This window comes from Janthinobacterium sp. LS2A (assembly GCF_036543145.1).
GTDB lineage: Bacteria > Pseudomonadota > Gammaproteobacteria > Burkholderiales > Burkholderiaceae_D > Janthinobacterium > Janthinobacterium aestuarii.
The window spans coordinates 302,374-322,989 of sequence record NZ_JAZHPB010000001.1 but is presented as its reverse complement, the minus strand read 5'-3'; the positions used below and the strand labels follow the sequence as shown (position 1 = coordinate 322,989).

General features: G+C 64.2%; 17 protein-coding genes. 5 read left to right on the top strand and 12 right to left on the bottom strand.

Annotated features, from left to right (window positions below):
• Nucleotides 1-203 precede the first annotated feature (203 nt).
• Complete coding sequence (locus V3C40_RS01505) at nucleotides 204-4,685, top strand: PAS domain-containing protein (RefSeq protein WP_331776288.1); 4,482 nt, start codon at nucleotides 204-206, stop codon at nucleotides 4,683-4,685.
• Nucleotides 4,682-5,605, top strand: coding sequence for a diguanylate cyclase domain-containing protein (locus tag V3C40_RS01500; protein WP_331776287.1), 924 nt, complete (start codon nucleotides 4,682-4,684; stop codon nucleotides 5,603-5,605). Before V3C40_RS01505 ends, V3C40_RS01500 begins: the two co-directional genes overlap by 4 nt.
• A 119-nt stretch (nucleotides 5,606-5,724) precedes the next feature.
• On the opposite strand, the gene V3C40_RS01495 is transcribed toward V3C40_RS01500, so the two are convergent.
• The 6 genes from V3C40_RS01495 to V3C40_RS01470 form a co-directional block, all read right to left on the bottom strand.
• Nucleotides 5,725-6,180, bottom strand: coding sequence for a MaoC family dehydratase (locus tag V3C40_RS01495; RefSeq protein WP_331776286.1), 456 nt, complete (start codon nucleotides 6,178-6,180; stop codon nucleotides 5,725-5,727).
• On the bottom strand, nucleotides 6,173-6,661 hold the full coding sequence (locus tag V3C40_RS01490) for a MaoC family dehydratase (RefSeq protein ID WP_072453268.1): 489 nt from the start codon (nucleotides 6,659-6,661) through the stop codon (nucleotides 6,173-6,175). The genes V3C40_RS01495 and V3C40_RS01490 overlap by 8 nt, the downstream gene beginning before the upstream one ends.
• Entirely contained in the window at nucleotides 6,658-7,803 is a 1,146-nt protein-coding gene (locus V3C40_RS01485; protein ID WP_331776285.1) for an acyl-CoA dehydrogenase family protein, read from the bottom strand. Before V3C40_RS01485 ends, V3C40_RS01490 begins: the two co-directional genes overlap by 4 nt.
• Before the next feature lie 16 nt (nucleotides 7,804-7,819).
• The gene (locus V3C40_RS01480; protein ID WP_331776284.1) at nucleotides 7,820-9,010 is read right to left on the bottom strand and encodes an acyl-CoA dehydrogenase family protein; all 1,191 of its coding nucleotides are present in this window, start codon (nucleotides 9,008-9,010) and stop codon (nucleotides 7,820-7,822) included.
• 179 nt (nucleotides 9,011-9,189) lie between these two features.
• Entirely contained in the window at nucleotides 9,190-9,540 is a 351-nt protein-coding gene (locus V3C40_RS01475) for a VOC family protein (protein ID WP_331776283.1), read from the bottom strand.
• 110 nt (nucleotides 9,541-9,650) lie between these two features.
• Entirely contained in the window at nucleotides 9,651-10,238 is a 588-nt protein-coding gene (locus tag V3C40_RS01470) for a TetR/AcrR family transcriptional regulator (protein WP_331776282.1), read from the bottom strand.
• A gap of 157 nt (nucleotides 10,239-10,395) precedes the next feature.
• Here V3C40_RS01470 and V3C40_RS01465 point away from each other — a divergent pair, with 157 nt between their 5' ends.
• Nucleotides 10,396-11,604, top strand: a complete 1,209-nt coding sequence (locus V3C40_RS01465; RefSeq protein WP_331776281.1) for an MFS transporter — start codon at nucleotides 10,396-10,398, stop codon at nucleotides 11,602-11,604.
• 12 nt (nucleotides 11,605-11,616) lie between these two features.
• Here the strand turns inward: V3C40_RS01465 and V3C40_RS01460 are convergent, their stop codons facing one another.
• From V3C40_RS01460 to aceE, 3 genes are all read right to left on the bottom strand, one after another.
• Nucleotides 11,617-13,206, bottom strand: coding sequence for an aspartate:alanine exchanger family transporter (locus V3C40_RS01460; protein ID WP_331776280.1), 1,590 nt, complete (start codon nucleotides 13,204-13,206; stop codon nucleotides 11,617-11,619).
• Nucleotides 13,207-13,444: 238 nt separating this feature from the next.
• Nucleotides 13,445-14,071: a glutathione transferase GstA gene (gene gstA, locus V3C40_RS01455; protein WP_331776279.1), complete on the bottom strand. Its 627-nt coding sequence runs from the start codon at nucleotides 14,069-14,071 to the stop codon at nucleotides 13,445-13,447.
• Nucleotides 14,072-14,088: 17 nt separating this feature from the next.
• Nucleotides 14,089-16,764, bottom strand: a complete 2,676-nt coding sequence (aceE, locus tag V3C40_RS01450; protein ID WP_331776278.1) for a pyruvate dehydrogenase (acetyl-transferring), homodimeric type — start codon at nucleotides 16,762-16,764, stop codon at nucleotides 14,089-14,091.
• Nucleotides 16,765-16,896: 132 nt separating this feature from the next.
• On the opposite strand from aceE, the gene V3C40_RS01445 reads away from it, so the two are divergent.
• Nucleotides 16,897-17,376, top strand: a complete 480-nt coding sequence (locus tag V3C40_RS01445; protein WP_331776277.1) for a MarR family winged helix-turn-helix transcriptional regulator — start codon at nucleotides 16,897-16,899, stop codon at nucleotides 17,374-17,376.
• Here the strand turns inward: V3C40_RS01445 and V3C40_RS01440 are convergent.
• The gene (locus V3C40_RS01440) at nucleotides 17,361-18,473 is read right to left on the bottom strand and encodes a transketolase-like TK C-terminal-containing protein (RefSeq protein ID WP_331776276.1); all 1,113 of its coding nucleotides are present in this window, start codon (nucleotides 18,471-18,473) and stop codon (nucleotides 17,361-17,363) included. The genes V3C40_RS01445 and V3C40_RS01440 overlap by 16 nt on opposite strands.
• Before the next feature lie 133 nt (nucleotides 18,474-18,606).
• Here V3C40_RS01440 and V3C40_RS01435 point away from each other — a divergent pair, with 133 nt between their 5' ends.
• Nucleotides 18,607-18,795, top strand: a complete 189-nt coding sequence (locus V3C40_RS01435; RefSeq protein ID WP_046684175.1) for a hypothetical protein — start codon at nucleotides 18,607-18,609, stop codon at nucleotides 18,793-18,795.
• A gap of 42 nt (nucleotides 18,796-18,837) precedes the next feature.
• Here V3C40_RS01435 and V3C40_RS01430 read toward each other — a convergent pair whose 3' ends face one another.
• On the bottom strand, nucleotides 18,838-19,332 hold the full coding sequence (locus tag V3C40_RS01430; RefSeq protein ID WP_331776275.1) for a hypothetical protein: 495 nt from the start codon (nucleotides 19,330-19,332) through the stop codon (nucleotides 18,838-18,840).
• A 221-nt stretch (nucleotides 19,333-19,553) separates the two neighbouring features.
• A complete protein-coding gene (locus V3C40_RS01425) occupies nucleotides 19,554-20,588 on the bottom strand; it encodes a LacI family DNA-binding transcriptional regulator (protein ID WP_331776274.1) in 1,035 nt (344 codons plus the stop codon).
• Nucleotides 20,589-20,616 lie beyond the last annotated feature (28 nt).

Sequence of the window (20,616 nt, the reverse complement as noted above, 5' to 3'; positions counted from 1 at the left end):
GATGGGCGTCACCCTCCTCTGTATGCCTTGCGCAACCTTTTTTCCATTCCAGAAACTAGGCTTGTCAGAACAATCAATTTCGTCTAGCATCTTTTCATTCAAGGTCAGCCAGCGCCAGCGTGAGCCTGCCTGTCGACTCATCCATTCTGGGAGCTTTCCGGGTGCAAGATTTGCCTTCGATACGCTCAAGAATTTCATGGCTGGTGCTTGCCTGGGTCATTCCGACGGCCCTCGTGTTTCTCCTGCTCGTGGCGCAAAGCTACACGCGCGAACGCGACCATGTCGTCAGCGAAACGGCGCAGGCGGCGCGCGCCGTCACCGCCGCCGTCGAACGTGACTTGAGCGGCGCGCAGATGGCCGCGCGCATTTTGGCCGCCTCGCCCGCCCTGCAAGCCGACGACATCGGCGCCCTGCGCGCCCTGGCCGGCAGCCTGCTGCAGCCGGGCCTGGCCGTCAGCGCCTTCATCGTCTCCGATACCAAGGGGCGCCAGCTGGTCAATACAGCCCTGCCCGCCAGCCAGGTGCCGCCCCCCTTGCCGCAGAAATGGGCCGCCAGCATGGAGCGCACGCGCGACTCCGGCAAGCCCCGGCTGACCAGTTTGCTGATGGCGCCGGACGAGGTGCCGCGTCTGGCCCTGAACCTGCCCTTGCCGCGTGACAAGGGGCCCGCCTATGTGCTGACGGCGCTGTATCCGCCCGACTACCTGCCCTTGCTGCTGCGCGAGCTGCACCTGCCCGCCTACCTGGGCGCGGCGATCGTCAATGCCGACGGCATCAACGTGGCGCGCACCCTGGCGCCGCAGCGCTATGTGGGCCAGCGCAGCTCGGCGTCCCTGCTCGAGCAGATACGCCAGGCGCGCGAAGGCGTGCTGCGCCATACCACCCTGGAAGGCCTCGACGTGTATACGGGCTTTCGCCGCGCGCCCGACGACGCCTGGACGGTCGCCGTCACCATGCGCACCAGCACGGTGGCCGAAGCCCTGCTGGGCTCCGTGGTCACTGGTTCCCTCATCCTGGCCCTGCTGCTCGGTGCCGGCTTTGCCCTGGCCTGGCGCGTGGGCGGCCGCCTGGCCCGCACCCTGCAGGAACTGACACAGCAGATCCACGCGCTGGCGCAGGGCAAGCCCCTGCTCTCGAACCGCCATGCGGACCGCGAATCGGCCGACATGGCAGGCGCCCTGGGCGCGCTGGAACGCGACTTGCGGCGCCACCGCACGCAGCTCGAAAGCCTGGTGGCCGAACGCACGCTGGCCCTGGAAAAATCCACGCGCCTGCTGGAAACCGTGTACGCGACGGCGCCCATCGGCATGCTGTTCGTGGGCCTGGACTTGCGCATCGTCATGATCAACCACTACCTGGCCGCCATCAGCGGGGCCAGCGTGGCGCAGCATCTGGGCCAGCCCGTGGGCGCCATGCAGTTCGACGACGCCGTGCGCGTGCAGGTCGAACGCTGCGTGCGCCAGGTGCTGGATACGGGAACGCCCATCGTCGACCTCGAATTGCAAGGCCATGGCGGGCGGCAGCGCGAGCATCCAAGTCACTGGATCGTCTCGTTTCACCCGATCTTCGGCCCCGAGCAGCAGTTGCTGGGCGTGTCGGGCCTGTGGCTGGACATCAGCGAGCGCAAGCGCAGCGAAGCGGAGTTCCGTCGTTCGAAACACCTGTTCGGCACCATCATCGAAAACATCCCGGCCATGGTCTTCGTCAAGCGCGCCGACAAGCTGAGCTTTGAAATGATCAACCGCCACGCGGAACTGACCCTGGGACGCTCGCGCGAGCAATTGCTGGGCAAGACTGACCACGATTTCTTCCCGCCGCAGCAGGCGTCCGCCTTCGTCAGCGCCGACCGCAAGCTGCTGGCCACGGGGCAGATGGTGGAAATCGAACAGGAAGCGATCAACACGGCCGACGGCACGACGCGCCACTTCACCACGCGCAAAGTGGTGTTGCGCGACGATGCGGGGCGCGCCAGCCATGTGCTGGGGGTATCGATCGACATCACGGAACGCAAGCGCGCCACCGAGGTGCTGCACGCCACCACCTTGCGCCTGGAACAGAGCGAGCGCTTCATCCGCACCGTCACCGACAACCTGCCCGGCATGGTGTCGTACTGGGGCGCCGATCTGCGCTGCCGCTTCGCCAATAATTTCTATAATGAATGGTTTGGCCGCAGCAGCGCCGAGATGGCCGGCATCCACATGAGCGAACTGCTGGGGCAGGAACTGTTCGACGTGTACGCGCCCCACGTCGAGGGCGTGCTGGCGGGCCGGCCCCAAAGCTTCGAGCGTGACCTGCTCGACCCCACGGGCCAGGTGTGCCACACGTGGACCAATTACATTCCCGACCTCGACGACGGCGGCGGCGTGCGCGGCTTCTTCGTGCTGGCCTCGGACGTATCCGAACTCAAGCGCACGGAATTGCGCCTGCACGAACTCAACGAGCAAATGGTGCGCGCGCGCGACAAGGCCGAGGCGGCCAGCACGGCGAAGAGCGAATTCGTCGCCAACATGAGCCATGAAATCCGCACGCCGATGAACGCCATCATCGGCCTGGCGCGCCTGCTGGAAGAGTCGCCGCTGGAACGGCGCGAGCGCAGCTATGTCGGCAAGATCCAGATGGCCACGCAGTCGCTGCTCCATATCGTCAACGACGTGCTCGATTTTTCCAAGATCGAGGCGGGACAAATGGTGCTGGAACAGCGCCGCTTCCAGCTCGAACGCATGCTGGGCAGCGTCGGCGTGCTGCTGGCCAGCAGCGCCTGGGCGCGCGGCGTGGAGCCCGTGTTCGTGCTCGACCCGCGCGTGCCCGACGAACTGATCGGCGACGCCCTGCGCGTGGAACAGATCCTGATCAACCTGATGGGCAACGCCGTCAAGTTCACCTCGCATGGCGAAGTGGTGCTGGCCATCACCATGGTGGCCGAGGATGCGGCCAGCGCCACCCTCGAGTTTTCCGTGCGCGACACGGGCATCGGCATCGGCGCGGCCGAGCAGGAACACATCTTCGACGCGTTTTCCCAGGGCGACAGCGGCACCAGCCGCAAATACGGCGGCACGGGACTGGGGCTGGCCATCTGCCGGCGCATGGTGGAATTGATGGGCGGCCAGCTCAGCGTGACAAGCGCGCTGGGCCAGGGTTCCGACTTCCGCTTCCGCTGCCGCTTCGACAAGGTGGCGCCGCCGCCCGAGCCGCACGGCAAGGGCGCGTCCAGGGCGCTGTCGCTGCTGATCATCGACGACAACGCCAGCGTGCGCGCCATGCTGGAAGACTGGTGCGCGGCGCAGGGCTGGCGCAGCCGCAGCGCCGACAGCGGCGCGGCCGGCCTGGCCCTGCTGCGCGCCCAGGCCAGCGGCGAAGCGGCGGCCGATCTTGTGCTGCTCGACGCGGCCATGCCGGGCATGGATGGCATTTCCATGCTCACCGAGGCGCGCACCGACGAACACCTGGCGCTGCCGCCCGTGATCATGCTGGTGGCCGACCAGGACAGCGAAAACCTCGAACGGCTGGCCGACAGCCTGATGCTGGCCGGCATCGTCTCGAAACCGGCGACGCCAGCGCGCCTGCTGGCGGCCGTCACCGCCGTGCGGGATGGACGCAATGCCCGCAGCGCGCCATCCATGCTGCCCGTGTCCACGCCCCTGTCGGGCTTGCTGGAAGGCATGCGCGTGCTGCTGGTGGAAGACAATGAAATCAACCAGGAAGTGGCGCAGTACATCCTGCTGCACTCGGGCGCGCGCGTGGCCGTGGCCACCAACGGCAGGCTGGCCGTCGACATGCTGGCGCACAGCCCGCAAGCGTGGGACGTGGTGCTGATGGATTTGCAGATGCCCGTCATGAACGGCTACGACGCCACCCTGGCGATCCGCGCGCTGGGCTTGCCGGACTTGCCCATCGTCGCCATGACGGCCAATGCCATGGACGAAGACCGCCTGCGCGCCATTGCCAGCGGCATGAATGCGCACGTGGCCAAGCCCATCGATGTCGACGACATGATCGAGACCCTGACGCGGCTGGTGCCGGCGCACCAGGCTGGCGGCAGCAGCGCCGCGCAGCCAGGCGGCGCCGCCAAGGAGGTGCTGGAAATGCCGGCCTCGATACCCGGCATCGACCTGGCGGCGGCCCTGCACCGCTTCGGCGGCGACTATGGCGCTTTCCTGGCGCTGCTCAAGCGCTTTGAAAATTCGCAGGGCGACGCCGTCGAGGAAGCACGGCGCCTGCTGGCCGATGGCCAGACGCCGCAGGCGGCGCAGCTGCTGCACCGCGTGTGCGGCGTGGCGGCCAACCTGGGCGCAGCCCATGTCGCCAGCCTGGCCGCCGAGACTGAAAAAGCGCTGAAGACAGGGCAATCGCACACCACGGCCGCCTTGCTGGAACAGCTGGAACGGGCGATGGCCGAAGTCATCGATGCGGCGCGCACCCTGCCCTCGCCCCTGCGGCGCGGGCAGCCGGCACAGGCCGCGTCCGGCAGCGCAGCGGTCGACCTGCACGCCGGCCTGGCCGAGCTGCTGGTCCTGATCCGCAACAATAACCTGAAGGCGCTGGCCCAGTTCCACGTCCTGCACCCCGCCTTACAACAATCAGACCGGGAAGCGGCCCTGGCGCTGGCCAACGCGATCGAGACCCTGAATTTTTCCGCTGCGGAAAAACTCGTGCTCGATCAGCTGAAACGAGAGGAAAACAAGTGAGCTGGACCAACCTTGCCATGAACGGGCGCATCCTCATCGTCGATGACGCCATGGAAAACATCCAGATCCTGCACCAGCTGCTGCGCGAGGAACACGACGTGCTGTTCGCCCTGAGCGGCGAGAAGGCGCTGGAAATTGCGCACAATCAACTGCCTGACCTGATCCTGCTCGACGCCGTCATGCCCGGCATGGATGGCTACGCCGTCTGCAATGCGCTGCGCGAGTCGGCCATCCTCAGCGCCATTCCCGTCATCTTCGTCACGGCCTTGAACCAGCCCGAAGACGAGACGCGGGCGCTGGAAGCGGGCGCCGTCGATTTCATCACGAAACCGTTCAACGCGGCCGTCGTGCGCGCCCGCGTGCGCAGCCAGCTGACCATCAAGCGGCAGGCCGATGCCATGCGCGAACTGTCGCTGACGGATTCGCTGACGGGCGTGGCCAACCGGCGCAGCTTCAACGACACGATGGACAGCGAATGGCGGCGCTGCGCGCGCGACGGCGTGCCGATGGCCCTCATCATGGCCGATATCGACCACTTCAAGGATTACAACGACACGTATGGCCACCAGGCGGGCGACCTGTGCCTGCAACAGGTGAGCGCCGCCCTGCGCCGCTGCGCCGTGCGCCCGCCCGACCTGCTGGCGCGCTACGGCGGCGAGGAATTCATCATCCTGCTGCCGCAGGAAACGCGCGACGGCGCAGAGGTGGTAGCCCAGCGCATCCTCGACGAAGTGCGCGCGCTGCAGATTCCCCACGCCAGGTCGAGCGTCGGCCCGCACGTCACCGTCAGTCTGGGCATGGCCAGCGTCATGCCCACGGAAGGCATGGACCCGAGCGCCCTGATCCGCGCCGCCGACGCCCTGCTGTACCGCGCCAAGCATACGGGGCGGGACAGGTATTGCGCGTCGGAGGGGGAGTGAAGAGGAGGCGCGCGCCTGCTGCATGCCTGCCTGCGTCGGCTTACGCCCTGCGGGCTAAGCCGACCTACGCCGACCTACGCCAACCTACTCAGACCTACGCGGCGAGCCAGGCTTATCGCTCAGGGATAGCAGCGCATCAAAAACTCCGCCACGCACACGGGTTTGGTGTCGCCTTCGCGCTCCATGGTGACGGCCCAGTTCACTTGCGCGCCTTCCGGCAAGTCGTCGACGGACAGGATGTCGAGCCGCGCGCGCAGGCGGCTGCCGACGGGCACGGGTGCGGGAAAGCGCACCTTGTTTAAACCGTAGTTGATGGCCATGCGGATGCCGGCCACGTGCAATGCGCCCTGCAACATGGCGGGCAGCAGGGATAACGTCAAAAAGCCGTGCGCCACGGTGCAGCCATAGGGCGACTCGCGCGCGCAGCGCTCCGTATCGACGTGGATCCACTGATGGTCGTCCGTGGCGTCGGCAAAGGTGTCGATGCGCTGCTGGGTGATGGTCAGCCAGTCGGAAACGGCCACGTGCTGCCCCGCCAGCGCTTGAAAACCGGCGATGCCGGTGATATCACGCATGCTGCTCTCCGGCAGGACGGCGGCCGAACATGCCCATGCCTTCGACGGTGGTGACCACTTCGCCATGCTGGTTGCGCACGCTCCACACGGAAATGACGATGCCGCGGTCCGGTTTCGACGTGGACGGGCGCACTTCCTTGACCTGGTAGGTCAGCTGCAAGGTATCGCCCGCGCGCACGGGTTTGAGCCAGCGGATGCTGTCCAGGCCGGGCGAGCCCATGCTGGACGAATGCTTGAGCAGATTGTCCACCACCAGGCGCATCATCATGCCGCACGTATGCCAGCCGCTGGCGATGACGCCCTTGAAGATGGTCTTTTCGGCGGCGTCATGGTCGACGTGGAATGGCTGCGGATCGAAATCCGTGGCGAAGGCGATGATTTCCTTTTCCGTCACATGGCGCTGGCCCAGGTCGATTTCCAGGCCTTGCGTAAAGTCTTCGAAATACCAGTGTTTCGGGGTGATGGCAGGCGATGCGGTCATGCGGTCTCCGTCGGCAAGAAGCCCGGCTGGGCGATAAAGCGCTCGATATGATGGTCCACGTCGCCCAGGGTCAGGGCGATCATGGAGAGGCGCTTGAAATGGTGGGCGGCGGGCAATTCGTCCGTGACGCCCATGCCGCCATGCAATTGCACGGCTTGCTGGCCGACAAAAGTGGCGGCCAGTCCCACCCTCGCCTTGGCGGCCGAGACGGTACGGCGCCGTTCAACCGCATCGTCGCTGTCGGCCTTGGCGGCGGCCAGCATGGCCATCGAACGCGCCTGCTCCAGGTGGATGAACATGTCGGCCATGCGGTGCTGCAAGGCCTGGAATTTGCCGATCGGCGCGCCGAACTGCTGGCGCGTCTTCAGGTACTCGAGGGTGGCGGCAAAGATGGCGTCCATGGCGCCCACGGCTTCCGCGCACAGCAAGGCGGCGCCGTAATCCACGGCCGCGTCGAGCACGGGCCAGCCCTGCCCCGCCTGCCCGATCAGGGCGTCTTGCCCCAGCACCACTTGCACGAGGGTCACGGTGGCGGCGCGCTGGCCGTCGATGGTGCGGTAGTCGCGCACGCTGACACCGGGCGCGTCGGCGGGCACGAGGAACAGCGAGATGCCATCCGTATCCATCTGGCCGCCGCTGCTGCGCGCCGAGACGATCAAGGCGCCCGCCTGGGCGCCGTGGATGACGACGGTTTTCTCGCCGTCGAGCACGAAGCCGTCGCCGCTGGCCTTGGCCGTGGTGGCGATAGCGTGCATGTCGTGGCGCGACTGGCGCTCGCCCAGCGCACACGCGAGTTTGAGGCTGCCGCTGGCGACCTGTTCCAGCACAGCATCGTGGCCGCCGGCCAGGCTCAGGAAGCGCGCGCCCAGCACGGTAGCCAGGTAGGGCTCGACCACCAGGCCACGGCCCAGTTCCTGCATCACCAGCAGCATGTCGACGGCCGTGCCGTCGAAACCGCCGGCGCCGGCCGGCAGCGGCAAGGCCGTCATGCCCAGCTCGGCCAGGGTGGCCCAGGCCTCGTCAGACGTACCCGTGGCCGAGTGGACGATCTGCTTGCGCGTTTCAAACGGGTAATCCTTGTCCACCCAGCGCCTAAGCGCATCGGCGAATTGCTGCTGTTCCTGATTAAATTGGAAGTCCATGTCGTCTCCTTCTGGCTTACAGGCCCAGGATCATCTGCGTGATGATGTTTTTCTGGATTTCATTCGAGCCGCCATAGATCGATGTCTTGCGGTAATTGAAGTAGTACGCGGCCAGTGGCGCGGCCAGGTCGTCGCCGCCAGCACTGTGTTGCGCGCTGCCGTCGAGGAAGTCAGGGTCGAACGGCAAGGCTTGCGGGCCGATGGCTTCAAGCATCAGTTCCGTCAGCTGCTGCTGCAGTTCCGAGCCGCGCACCTTCAGCATCGACGCTTGCGGTCCCGGTCCCTTGCCTTCTTCGCTGATGACACGCAAGACCGTCATTTCCAGCGCCATCAATTCGATTTCCAGATGGGCCACCTTGGCGGCAAAAGCGGGATCGTGCAGCAGCGGCGCGCCGCGCTTGCTTTGCTGCATGGCCAGCTGCTTGAGGAAGGTCAGCTCGCGCTTCGAGCGGCCGACGGCGGCGATGCCCGTGCGCTCATGGCCCAACAGGTATTTGGCGTAGGTCCAGCCCTTGTTTTCCTGGCCAATCAGATTGCTGACCGGTACGCGCACATTGTCGAAGAAGACTTCGTTCACTTCGTGTTCTTCATCGAGCATGATGATGGGGCGCACGGTGATGCCCGGCGTTTTCATGTCGATCAGCAAGAAACTGATGCCTTCCTGCTTGCGCACCGTGCTGTCCGTGCGTACCAGGCAAAAAATCATGTCCGCGTGCTGGCCCAGGGTCGTCCAGGTTTTCTGGCCGTTCACGATGTAATGGTCGCCGTCGCGCTCGGCCGTGGTTTTCAGCGAGGCCAGGTCGGAACCGGCGCCCGGCTCGGAATAACCCTGGCACCACCAGTCGTCACAGTTCAAAATGCGCGGCAAGTAGTATGCTTTTTGCTCGGCATTGGCGAAGGCCATGATGACGGGCGCCACCATGTTCACGCCGAACGGCAGGATCGGCGGCGTGGCGGCGCGCGCGCACTCGTCTTCCCAGATGTGGCGCTGCACGGACGTCCAGCCCGTGCCGCCATATTCCACAGGCCAGGCCGGCGCGGCCCAGCCCTGCTTTGCCACAATCTTGTGCCAGCGCACGTAATCATCGCGGTTCAGGCGCAGATGCTGGCGCACCTTGCGCTGCAAGTCCGCCGGCAAATGGGTGTCGAGGAAGGCGCGCACCGTGTCGCGGAAGGCGCTCTCCTCGGCCGTGTAATGCAGGTCCATGTCTGTCTCCTTGTTCTTATCGGTTGCCGTGATGACTGCACGCAAGGAAGCTCAGCGCACAAAAAAGCACGACCGTTCTCAAGGATTGTACAACAGATTGCGGGTGGCGCCAGGCCTTTTACAATGGCTGGCGCGGCAAGGCAAGGGGATGGAATCGGCTGGCTGCCGTGGCACCGCGTCTATGTGTGCGACAGGATATTGATGAGCTTGCCGAACGGGTCGCGCACGAAAAACCGCCGGACACCCCAAGGTTCATCGGTGAGATCATATTCAATAGGGAACCCTGCTCCAGACATGCGTTCGAATGCGGCATCCACGTCATCGACTTCAATGGAAAGGTCGGGCACGGCAGTGTTCGAGCCGCCTTCCGTCGCAAAGCTCACTTGAACGCTCATCTCGGTTTGCGAACCATACGTCATGATCCAGCCGTGGTCCATCAACAGGCTCAGGCCCAGCACGTCCTCGTAAAACGTCCGCGCCAGGCCCGGATCCGACGCCGGGAAATTTGCAACGATACGCGTGACTTGCATAGTTTCCTCCGTGTCAATATAAGCTTCGACCGCTATTTCCCGCCCTGCTCAATATCGTCATCGACTTCTGCAGGCATGTCCGCTACTGGCGAGATTAGCACTTTCCGCGACTACCTTTTCAGCAATAATCCGCGTAGCAGCAATTCCAATGCCGCAACTGCTTTTACCAAGCGCGCATTGCCTTCGTCACCATCGGCGATCCAGAACGCCGCTTCCGCCAGGCTGCCGTAGATCAGCGAAGCCAGTGCCTGCGGGCAAGCGTCGGCCACGATGCCTTGGTGAATCAGTTGCTGGATAAGCCCCTGCATCGACTCGAGGCAATGGCGCTGCGAGTCCGGTGAAGCGCCGCCCAGGACCGCCCTCGCATCGCGCAAGACGATGCGCTGAATTTCCGGTTCCAGGGCCATCTCCAGATAGGCACGGCAGCGATGGCGAAAGCCTTCCCACAAGTCTGCGGCGCTGTCGGAGATGGTCTGCAGGCGGCCATCCATTTCCGCATCGATCTGCTCCACCACCGCCAGCAGCAAACCCTTCTTGTCGCCGAAGTGATGATACAGCGCACCACGCGTCAGCCCTGCCTGCGCAGTGAGGTCGTCCATGGACGTGTCGGCATAACCGCGCTCGCTGAACACTTTGCGGGCGGTGGCCAGCAGCGAGGCGCGGGTTTCTTCCATTTCCACACGGGTGCGGCGAACCATTGCTTTCTCCTTACATACGTAACGTATGATTGTTTACATTCACTGCGTATGTATATATACTTTATTCATACGCGATGTATGTATTATCGCTGCGGCGTGTTTCCGTTGCAAGCGGGACACACCCGTTTATCGCCTGATCACATGAAGGATATGCACCATGAGTACGTCTTCCTGCGCTGCCGCAGAAACTTCTGCCCGCCACCCGTGGCTGGCGGTTACCGCTGTCGGCATGGCCACCTTTTCCGTCGTGACGACGGAAATGCTGCCGGTCGGCCTGTTGACGCCGATTGCCGACACCCTGAGCACCTCCACGGGAACGACCGGCCTGATGATCTCGCTGCCCGCATTGCTGGCGGCCTTGTTCGCGCCGCTGGTCGTGCTCGCATCGGGAAGCGTGGACAGGCGCAAGATACTCTGCGGTTTGCTGACGCTCCTGGTGATCGCGAACATTGCCTCGGCCCTGGCGCAGAACATGGCGTGGATGCTGGCGGCCCGTGTTCTCGTCGGTTTCTGCATGGGCGGCATCTGGGCCATCGCCGGCGGCCTCGCTTCCCGGCTGGTTCCTGCCCGTTCGGTTGGCCTGGCAACGTCGGTCATCTTCGGTGGAGTGGCGGCCGCTTCCGTGCTGGGCGTGCCGCTTGGCGCACACATCGGCGACCTTGCAGGATGGCGCTGGGCTTTCGGCGTCATGGCGCTGTTCAGCGGCCTGGTACTGGCGCTGCACCTGGCCGTCATTCCCGCCCTGCCCGCTGCCGCGTCGACGACCTTGCGCCAATTCGGCCAACAGCTGCGCAACAGGCAGTTGCAAGCGGGGCTGCTTCTGACCCTGCTGCTGGTGAGCAGCCATTTCATGGCCTTTACCTTCGTGCGCCCGCTACTGCTGTCCGTGTCGGGGTTCGATGCGCAATGGCTGGGCGCACTGCTGTTTGCCTATGGCTTCACGGGCATCATTGGAAACTTCCTGGCCGGTGTCGCTGCGGCGCGGCGCACGGCGACTACCATCATCGCCATCTCGGGCGGCCTGTTGCTCACGCCGCTGCTGTTCCTGGCTGTCGGCGACTCCGGCATCGGCGGCGGCGTGGTGTTGCTGGCCTGGGGACTGGCCTACGGAGGCGTATCGGTCGGCCTGATGACCTTGATGATGAAGGCGGCGCCCGGCGCCGTGGAAATCGTTGCCGCGCTGTATGTGGGCGTCTTCAATATCGGCATTGCGCTCGGGGCGTGGACCGGTGGCCAAGCCGTCGACAGGCTGGGCCTCTCCGCCAACCTGTGGCTTGCCGCAGGCTTTGCCGCTGCCGCCTTGCTGCTGTCGTTTGGCATCAGCGTCGTTGGAGCCGACAAGCAGCCTGGCGCTGCAAGGGATTGAAGCTGGCCGCCATCAGCCATACAAATGCAGCAACACCTGCACGGCCACGATCTTGACGATGGTCATGCTGGGGAAAATCATCGCATAACCGAGATTCGGACGGTCCGACTTGGCCAGGCGGTTGGCGAACACCAGCACGGCCGGGTTGCCCGTGGCGCCGGCCGCGATGCCCAGCAGTTCGGGAAACGGCAGACGCAGGAAGACCTTGCCGAGGATCACGACAAGCGCCACCACCACCAGCACCGTCACGGCACCGAGCGCCAGCATGGGCAAGCCGTCGGCGCCCACTTGCTGCACGAAGGGCAAGCCGGACGCCATGCCGACGGAGGCGAGGAAAATCGTCAAGCCATAGTTGCGCATGACCAAATTGGCTGACAGCGGCAAGCGCCAGCTGATCTTGCCCACTCGGCCCAGGCGGCCCAAAATCAGCGCCATCACTAGCGGCCCGCCAGCCAGACCCAGGCTGAACGAGCCTATCCACGGCAAGGGGATAGGCACCAGGCCCAGCAGCACGCCCAAGACCATGCCCATGCCCAGCGAGACATAGCTGAACTCGGCCGTGGCCGTGATGGAGTTGCCGAACAGCTTGCGCACGTCGGCCGCATGTTTGGCCGGTGCGATGGCCATCACGCGGTCGCCAAATTCCAGGGTCAGGAACGGATGGGGCAAAATCATGGCGTCGCCGCGGCGAATGAAGGCGATCTGCAGCGGGAAATCCTTCGCCAGATTCAGTTCGCCCAAGGGCACGCCGACGATTTCCGCATCCGACACGAACACTTCCGTACCGTCGAAATCGCTGCGGTCCTTCATCAAGCGGCCCGGGTCCAAATGGCCCAGCGCCGTGCGCGCCGCTTCCACACCCGCCACCGTGCCCGACACCATCAGCGCGTCGCCCACGCCAAGCACGAGGCCAGGATCGGGCAAGCGGTTCTGGTGACCCTGGCGCACACCGATCACTTGCAGGCCAGCCAGCGGGCCATCGGCCAATTCGGACAGGGCCGCGCCCGCCAGTTTGGCTGCATCGATGGTGATTTCGGAGACGACGATGGGCGTCGGCGGCGGCGTCAGCACGGGTTTCAAGATGCGCCCGGCCAGGTACAGGCCCAGCATGGGGCCGACGACGCCGAACGGATACGCGACCGCATAGCCGACTGCCGCGTCGCCATTGCCGTGCGACGCTTCCAGCGCCGCCTGCAGGGCGGCCGTGCTGGTCATGGCGCCGGCAAACACGCCGCTGGCCATGCGCAGCGAGATATCGATCCACTGCCCGCCCCAGATCGAGACGGCCAGGCCGCCCATGACGGCGGCAAAGGCAATCAGATTGTGTTTCTGCCCCGCGCCGCGCAAGCCGGCGAAAAACTGCACGCCGTACTGCACGCCAATGCCATACAGGAACAGCAGCAGGCCGATGGAGCCGACCATCGGCGGCGGCACGGAACCGGGAGCAAAGGCGCCCAGCGCCAGCCCCGCGAACAGCACGCCGCCCACGCCCAGCGAAAAGCCGAACACGCTGATGCGCCCCAGCGCATAACCGGCGCCGATGACGAGGAACAGGGCAAGGATCGGCGTGGACTCCAGCGTGTGGCGAAATAATTGAAGCATCAGGAACCTTGGTCTGGTGATGGCCCAGTTTAGCATGCACAAAAGCAACACGATGGCGATGATGACAAGCAAGCGTGCGCAGCTTTATGCCATAAAAACGGGCAAAAAAAAGCCCGCTGCGGGAGCGGGCTGAATCTAATTCCTGTGAGGAAGTAGAGGAGACAGGTGCATGATGCCGCATCGCAGCATATTCATCCAATTCTATGTTGTGATGATAGAAATTCGATTTATCAATATCTCATTGGGACTGCCGCTGCGCCTCGCAACGAATCGCTTCGCGCACGGCTGGCCTATCGCCTATGCTGGCCAGCAGCGCCCTCACCTGCGGGAAAGCACCGAGGTCGACTTTGGCGACCTCCGACCAGCTGAGGACGGTATACAAATACGCATCGGCCACCGTAAACGTGTTCCCCAACAAGTACTGCCGACCATCGCCCAGTTGCCGCTCCACATAATCGAGGCGTGCGGCCAGGCGCGAGCGGGCCACGTCCTGTGCCTGCGCACCGTATTCCGGATGGAACAGCCAGGGGCTGAACACCTTGTGCAGCTCGGTGGCAATAAAACCCAGCCACGACTGCAGCTGTACGCGCGCCATGGTGCCTGCCGGCGGCGCCAGACCGCTGGCCGGTGTCAGGTCGGCCAGGTATTGCACGATGGCCGTGCCTTCCAGCAAGATCGCACCATCGTCCAGCGCCAGCGCCGGCACGTACAGATTCGGATTGATGCGCGCATAATCGGCGCCCGTTTCCGTGACGCGCGGAATCTTCCGGATATCGACACGTTCCAGTTCCAGCGCGATGCCCGCCTCGATGGCCACGATGTGCGGCGACAAAGAACACGTTCCCGTTGCGTAATACAGTTTCATGATCACTCCTCGAAAAGTTACACGGACGCGGGATCCAGTTTTTCCACGTCGATGCCGTATTTGGCGATGGCTACGCCAATCATGCTGCGCGGCAGCTGGCCCCCATCGGCCAGCGCGGTCAGCGCGGCCAGCACGATGAAATGGCGGTCCACTTCAAAGAAGGTGCGCAGCGATTCGCGCGTATCGGAGCGGCCGAAGCCATCCGTGCCCAGGGTGATGAAGCGCCGGTCGTGCACGAAGGGGCGCACCTGGTCGCCGACGATCTTCATGTAGTCGGTGGCCACCACCACGGGGCCTTGCCGGCCAGCCAGGCATTGCTCGATATACGGCACGCGCGGTTCGCTGTCCGGGTGCAGCATGTTCCAGCGCTCAACGGCCAGGCCGTCGCGCCGCACTTCCGTCAGGCTGGTGGCGCTCCACACGTCGGCCGCGACGCCAAAATCCTGCTGTAGCAGCACGCTGGCGGCCAGCACCTCGCGCAGGATGGAACCGCTGCCCATCAGCTGCACGCGCGGCGTGGTTGCCGTGAGGGCTTCAGGGCTTTCCTGCAGCAGATACAGGCCCTGCAAGATGCCCGCCTCTGCTCCTGCCGGCATGGCCGGGTGCGGATAGTTTTCGTTGAGCAAGGTGATGTAATAGAAAATATCCTCTTGCTCGGCAAACATGCGGCGCATGCCGTCATGGATGATCACGGCCAGCTCATACGCGAACGTGGGGTCGTACGAGATGCAGTTGGGAATCACGGACGACAGCACGTGGCTGTGGCCATCGTCGTGCTGAAGGCCTTCCCCCATCAGTGTCGTGCGTCCCGACGTGGCGCCCAGCAAAAAGCCGCGCGTGCGGGCATCGGCCGCCGCCCACGCCAGGTCGCCCACACGCTGCAAGCCGAACATCGAATAGAAGATGTAGAACGGAATGGTAGCCAGGCCATGGTTGCTGTACGACGTGCCGGCGGCGAGCCAGGAAGAAATGGCGCCCGATTCGTTGATCCCTTCCTGCAAGATCTGCCCATCCTTGGCTTCCTTGTAATAGCTGAGCTGGCCCGCATCCTGCGGCGTGTACAGCTGGCCCAGGTAGGAATGGATGCCGATCTGGCGGAACAGGCCTTCCATGCCAAACGTGCGCGATTCGTCCGGCACGATGGGCACGATGATCTTGCTCAAAGCGGGATCTTTCAGCAGAGTGCCGAGGATGCGCACGAAGGCCATGGTGGTGGACGCGCCCCGCTCGCCGCTATCCTTGAGCTGGGTGGCGAACGTGGACAGTGGCGGGATTGGCAAGGGCGCCACCTTGCTGATGCGGGCGGGAATGTAGCCGCCCAGCTGCGCCCGGCGCGCGGCGAAGTAGCGGCCTTCCTCGCTGTCCGGCGCCGGTTTCAGATACGGCATCTCTTCCAGCTGGGCATCGCTGACGGGCAGCGCGAAGCGGTCGCGAAACGCGCGCACGGCGTCGGCGCTCATCTTTTTCAGCTGATGGTTGATGTTCTGCCCTTCGCCCGCCTCGCCCATGCCGAAGCCCTTGACGGTCTTGGCCAGGATCACGGTGGGACGGCCCGGCGTGCGCATGGCCTCGGCATACGCGGCGTGCACTTTTTCCGGGTCGTGGCCGCCGCGCGTCAGCTTCCAGATGTCATCGTCCGACATGTGCGCCACCAGCGCCAGCAGTTCCGGATACTTGCCAAAGAAATGCTCGCGCACGTAGGCGCCATTCTGCGACTTGAAGGTCTGGTAATCGCCGTCCACGCATTCCATCATGCGCTGGCGCAACAAGCCGCTCGTATCGCGCGCCAGCAAGGCATCCCAACCGCTGCCCCAGATGACCTTGATCACATGCCAGCCCGCCGCACGGAACGTGCCCTCCAGTTCCTGGATGACCTTGCTGTTGCCGCGCACGGGACCGTCGAGGCGCTGCAAGTTGCAGTTGACGACAAAGATCAGGTTATCGAGACGCTCGCGTCCGCCCAGGGAAATGGCGGCCAGGGATTCGGGCTGGTCCATCTCGCCATCGCCGAGGAAGGCCCATACCTTGCGGCCCTGGTGTTCCTTCAAGCCACGGTACTCGAGGTAGCGCATGAAACGGGCCTGGTAGGCGGCCGTCAGCGGGCCCAGCCCCATGGAGACGGTGGGAAATTGCCAGAAGTCGGGCATCAGCCGGGGATGCGGGTACGAGGACAGGCCTTCGCGCCCCGCTTCGCGGCGGTAATTGTCCAGCTGCGCTTCCGTGATGCGCCCTTCCAGATAGGCGCGGCCATAGATGCCGGGCGCGGAATGGCCCTGGATGTAGACCAGGTCGCCGGCGAACTGGTCCGTGCGGCCACGGAAGAAGTGGTCGAAACCCACGTCGTACAGCACGGCCGCCGACTGGTAGGTGGCGATGTGGCCGCCCACGTTCGAATGCTTGGCCGCGCGCAAGACCATCACCATCGCATTCCAGCGGATATACGCGTTCAGGCGGCGCTCGATGGCCAGATCGCCCGGATATGCACCCTGGCGCTCGGTGGCGATGCTGTTGGTATACGCGGTGGTGACGCGGCCATGCATGCCGCCGTGCTGCGCGGAATCGGAATCGACGAGTTGGTCAAGCAAATAATGGGCGCGCGGGCGTCCTTCCACCGCGACGACGGCTTGCATCGCCTCCAGCCATTCTTTGGTTTCCTGCGGGTCGATATCGGGCACGGCAAGGGATGTGGTCATGGCGGTCTCCTGGGTTGGGAATTCAATACGCGAATAATTGCTTATGCAATCATTGCATTTGCAATCGTTACGGCGGCCATTGTATAGCGCTATAATTGCATTTGCAACTGTGATCGATCTGGAGGAATACCGATGTCTGAAACTGCGCCTGAAATTGGCACGGCCCCTGCGCCCGACCTGTGGTTCGCGTTCGTGCGCACGCACCGTTTGATGATCCGCGAGATCGAGCGCCGCCTCGCCGCAGCCGGCCTGCCCGTGTATGCGTGGTATGACGTGCTGTGGGGACTCGAAAGCGGACAGGACGGTTCGCGCCGCATGCATGAACTGGCCGACGCTCTGGCCATCGAGCGCTACAACCTGACGCGCCTGGTGGACAAGCTGGAAACGGACCGACTGGTGACGCGCACACGCTCGATGGAAGACGGGCGCGCCGCCTTCGTTTCCATCACGGAAGACGGGAAAATCCTGCGCAAGAAGATGTGGGCCGTCTACCAGGCTACGGTGGCCGACCTGTTCCTGACGCAATTTGACGGCGGCGAGCAGCAGGACTTCAGCGCCGCCCTCGCGCGCGCCGCCGAGGCGGCACGCGGCGCCACTCAGAGCAAGGCGTAACGCCGCAGCGCGTACTCGACGAACTGCACCGGCAGCGCGCCGTCGTCGGCCAGGGCTTTCAAGGCCGTGACGGCCAGCCATGGCGCGCTGACCTCCATCATGGCGTCAGCGCCGACGGCGATGAAACGCCCGCGCACGTAGCCGCCGATCTGGCCCGCGATGTGCTGTCCATAGCCGGTGACGGCGATGACGGGCGCGGCACTGTCATCGAGGCAGCGCCGCACATGGGCCAACCTTGGGACGGCGCGCGGATGACGCAGGTTCCACTGCTCCGCCGCCTGCGCATCGCGCGCCAGGCGCGTGTAGCTGGGGCAACTCCACACTTGCGCGGCGATATCCCAGTCGTCCTTGAGCAAGCGGGCCGCATCGGCAACGACGGCCAGCATCGTTCCCGCGCCGCACAGACGCACCCGGCATGGCGCCGGCCCCGGCGGCGACACGCGGTACATGCCCAGGCTGGCCGCTGCCGCATCGGCGTCCGACAAGGGCGTGGCCACCGCACCTTCGTCCGCATTTTCATCCGCACCTTCGTCCGCCTCTTCGTCATGTATGGCCAGGTAGTAATAGCCTGTCTGCTGTTCCAGGTACAACGTTTCCAATGCCGAGCGCAGGATGGCGCGCACTTCCTCGCCCGTGGCTGGGTCGAACGGCGTGCAATTGTGCTGCGTGGCGAGCCAGGCGGGCAGCGCGGGCTGCACGCCTTTCGGCCAGCGAGAAGATTGCGTTTCCGCATCGCTGCAGACGATGCCGCGCTCGCGCGCATCGACCAGCACGCCATTCAATGCCTGGAGCGAAGCGGGGCGGCACAGATACAGCAGCGGTTTGTCGGCGCCATAGCGCAGCGGCCAGGCACTGGCGGACACCGTCACATTCCAGGCATCGTCAGGCCGCTGCGTCACTTCCGCGCGCACGACGCGGATGGCATTCGCCGCACCCGGACCCGTCTGCAAGCTGCCCACCATGGCACCCAGCGCCCGGCGCGGCGACACCTGCCGCAATGGCAACGCCGGCGGTGCCGCCAGCGCGGCCAGGCAGGCATGGGCGGCGTGGCGCGCGGCGTCCAATGGCTGTGGAGGAAATAAAGGGGACGAATGCATGCAGGCTCCTGTCGCAACAATGCTTGCGCAAGGCAGACATTGCCTATACGATTGCAAATGCAACGATTGTAGTTGCAATCCTTTGCGCGTACAAGTGACGCGAGCCAAGCGAAATCTGTCTTCGAGGTGAAAAATGACGCTGAACAATCCTGAAACCGTGCGCATGGCCTATGCCGTGAAACTGACGAATGCGCAAGTCGAGGCGGCCAAGCGCCTGTATGCCGCGCATTTCGGCGGCACGGACAACCCGCAGGCGATGGCCGCCATCATCGCGGCCCTGGCGCGCAACTACAGTTCGGCCGTGGCGGCGAATGTGCTGTAGCGCAGCACGTGCGGCGCCGGCAAAACCGCGACGCAAGCGGGCCTAGCTCGTTCCAAAAATGATGAGTTTTCGATGTGATCTTTGTTCACGTGTCACCAGCACGCGGGCTTGCTCCACGGTCACGCAAGTCTGCGGCGCAAACCCCGCTGGCACTGTTTCCGCATCGCGCGCGATGAGTTGGGGATCATTGATCACGTCATAATCGCCGCGCTTGAAAAGCAATTGCTCGATACCGGCGTCCCCTTCGGACATCGGTGTGACGGCGATCAGCGACCAAAGGCCTTCATCACCCAGAAATTTCTTTTGCTTCAGGAATGCGTTAACGCGGTCTGCATGCGGCGCCGAATCGCTCAGCTCGCTCTGATAAATTCCCATCGGGCACAGCATCGTGCCGGCCGGCCACCCCATATCGGGCAGTGCTGCGACCGTGACCGGACGCAATTGGGCCAAATGGCGGTCAAACGGGGGCTTCTCCGCCGAACAGGCACCGAGCGCCATCAGCGCCAGCGTGCCGGCGGCGCGAAACAAAGGCATCATCAACTTGTCTCCTTGCATGTTTATGTTTAAACAAGCTTATCTTAAACGATAAGGTCATCGAAGCAGGCAAAAAAAAGCCCGCTATGGAAGCGGGCTGAATCTAATTCCTGTGAGGAAGTAGAGGAGACAGGTGCATCATGCCGCATCGCAGCATATCTATCCAATTGCATGTTGTGATGATAGAAATATGATTCATCAATATCTGCGGCAGGCACGGTATCTCAAGCACTGGCCCGCGCGATCAGCTCGTAGGCCAGCGGCGCCAAGGCCGGTGGCGCGGCGCCCTCGTCCACTTCGCCCAGGCGCTGCAGGATGGCTTGCGCGGCCAGGCGGCCGATGTCATAGCGGGGCACGCGTATCGTCGTCAGCGCCGGCATGAGTTTTTCCGAGAACGGGAAATCGCCGAAGCCCGCCACCGCGCATTGCTCGGGAATACGGATGCCGAGGCGCGCCGCTTCATAGATGGCGCCGGCAGCCATGTTGTCGTTGGCAAAAAACAGGGCGTCGGGCCGCTCGGCGCGCGCCATTTGCTCGCTGAACACTTGCCCGCCCGCATCGAGCGGCGCCGTCACCGACGCTTGCACGATTTCCGCACGCAAACCCAACTGCCGCATGGTTTCCTCATACCCCTGGGCCCGCTTGCGCGCGCGGAAATCGCTGCCGATGCCGCTGTCGACGTAGACGATGCGCCGGTAGCCTTGCCCGTGCAAATACAAGGTCATGTCGCGCCCCGTGGCGATATGCGAAAAACCGATCTGCGGATACGGCCGCTCGGGGTGGATATCCCACGTTTCGATGACGGGAATCTGCAAGCCCGCCAGCAAGGTTTCCGTGGCCGCGCTATGGTCGGCGCCCGTCAGCACCAGCGCGCGCGGCGACCAGCCGAGAAAGGCGCGCACGACCTTCTCTTCCGTCTCGATCGAGTAATCGTGGGTGGCCAGCAGCAACTGGTAATTGTGCTGCGACAAGGTGGTCGACAAGCCCTGGATGGTTTCCGCAAAGATGGAGTTCGACACGCTGGGCACGATGGCGCCCACGATGCGGCCCTGGGTCGAGGCCAGGCCGCCGGCCGCCTCGTTGCGGATGTAGCCGAGCTGGTCGATGGCGCTCTTGATACGGTCGCGCGTTTCCTGCGACACGCGGTCCGGTTCCTTGAAATAGCGCGACACGGAAATAGCCGAGGTCTGTGCCAATTTGGCCACATCGAACACGGTGCTGCGGCCGAGGCCGCGCCGCTTGCGTACTGGGTCGTTCATGGGTACTGCCTTCTCAAAAATCGGTAAT